The sequence below is a fragment of the Mesorhizobium sp. M5C.F.Ca.IN.020.29.1.1 genome (assembly GCF_003997375.1).
GTDB lineage: Bacteria > Pseudomonadota > Alphaproteobacteria > Rhizobiales > Rhizobiaceae > Mesorhizobium > Mesorhizobium wenxiniae.
Genome location: NZ_RZSW01000983.1, coordinates 1 through 1,218, shown reverse-complemented (window position 1 = coordinate 1,218; position 1,218 = coordinate 1). Strand labels below are relative to the sequence as shown.

Annotated in this window: 2 protein-coding genes and 2 pseudogenes; all 4 read left to right on the top strand. The window is 63.1% G+C overall.

The annotated features are described in order from the left end of the window. Nucleotides 1-137 (top strand): annotated as a pseudogene (locus EOA85_RS39700) (glycerol-3-phosphate dehydrogenase); the annotation flags it as partial. 24 nt (nucleotides 138-161) lie between these two features. Beyond that, nucleotides 162-458: a YciI-like protein gene (locus tag EOA85_RS35600; RefSeq protein WP_065007224.1), complete on the top strand. Its 297-nt coding sequence runs from the start codon at nucleotides 162-164 to the stop codon at nucleotides 456-458. A 26-nt stretch (nucleotides 459-484) separates the two neighbouring features. Further along, on the top strand, nucleotides 485-910 hold the full coding sequence (locus tag EOA85_RS35595) for an EVE domain-containing protein (protein ID WP_065007225.1): 426 nt from the start codon (nucleotides 485-487) through the stop codon (nucleotides 908-910). Then, nucleotides 865-1,218: pseudogene (locus EOA85_RS35590) on the top strand (methyltransferase); the annotation flags it as partial. The gene EOA85_RS35595 and the pseudogene EOA85_RS35590, both read left to right, overlap by 46 nt.

Sequence of the window (1,218 nt, the reverse complement as noted above, 5' to 3'; positions counted from 1 at the left end):
CCCGCATTGCCGCCGAGCGCAAGATCGATGCGCCGATCATCACCGCCGTTGCCGCCATACTGGACGGCACGATCACCATCCGCCAGGCTGTCGCTGCGCTGATGACAAGGCCGCTGAAGACCGAAACCGACGTGTAATTTCGAACAATCCGGAGATGGAAGATGCTGTTTGCGTTGATTTGCAAGGACAAGCCTGGAAGCCTGCAGGTGCGGCTCGATACCCGGCCCGAGCATGTTGCCTTCCTGGAAGGATTGAACGGCGAGAAGAAGCTGGCCTTCGCCGGTCCGTTCCTCGAGGCCGACGGCAAGCCGAACGGCAGCCTCGTCGTGGTCGAGGCGCCCGATCTGGCCGCGGCACAAGCGCTGTCGGCGGCAGACCCCTATGCCAAGGCCGGGCTGTTCGAAAGCGTCGAAATCCGGCAATGGAATTGGACCTTCAACAAGCCGGCGGCTGCCTGATCGCCAGCTGCCAGGAGGAGCAAAAAATGAACTACTGGCTGTTCAAATCTGAACCCTCGGTCTTCTCCTTCGAGGACCTCAAGGCGAAGGGCAAAGCCGGCACGCAATGGGACGGCGTGCGCAATTATGCGGCGCGCAACAATATGAAGGCGATGCAGATTGGCGACCTCGGCTTCTTCTACCACTCCAATGACGGGCTCGATGTGGTCGGCATCGCCGAGGTCTGCGCGCTGGCTCATCAGGACACGACTTCCGACGATCCGCGCTGGGAATGCGTCGATATCCGCGCCGTAAAGGATATGCCGAAGCCGGTGACGCTGGAACAGGTCAAGGCCAATCCCAAGCTTGCCGAGATGGCACTGGTCCGGCTCGGACGGCTTTCCGTGCAGCCGGTGACGCCGGCCGAATGGAAAGAGGTCTGCCGCATGGGCGGCCTGACGCCGGCTCCGTGACGGCGCTGACGCCGAACAGCGCGAAAAGCTTCATCCTCGACAACACGGCGCTGATGGCGCCGTCGCATGTGCCGGAGGTCCTGCTGCATCTGGCCGACGAAGCGCACGATCTGTGGCAGCGGACCGAGGACGAACTGGTCGAGATCGGCCTGCCGCCGCCCTTCTGGGCTTTCGCCTGGGCCGGCGGCCAAGGCCTTGCCCGCTATATCCTCGACAATCCGTCTGATGTACAGGGCAAGCGCGTGCTCGACTTTGCCTCCGGTTCCGGCCTTGTCGCCATTGCCGCGGCGAAGGCCGGCGCTGCAGAG

What these genes read in the sequence shown, in the direction of transcription:
- EOA85_RS35600 (WP_065007224.1), top strand. Translation starts at nt 162, where the DNA reads ATGCTGTTTGCGTTGATTTGCAAGGACAAGCCTGGAAGCCTGCAGGTG.
- EOA85_RS35595 (WP_065007225.1), top strand. Translation starts at nt 485, where the DNA reads ATGAACTACTGGCTGTTCAAATCTGAACCCTCGGTCTTCTCCTTCGAG.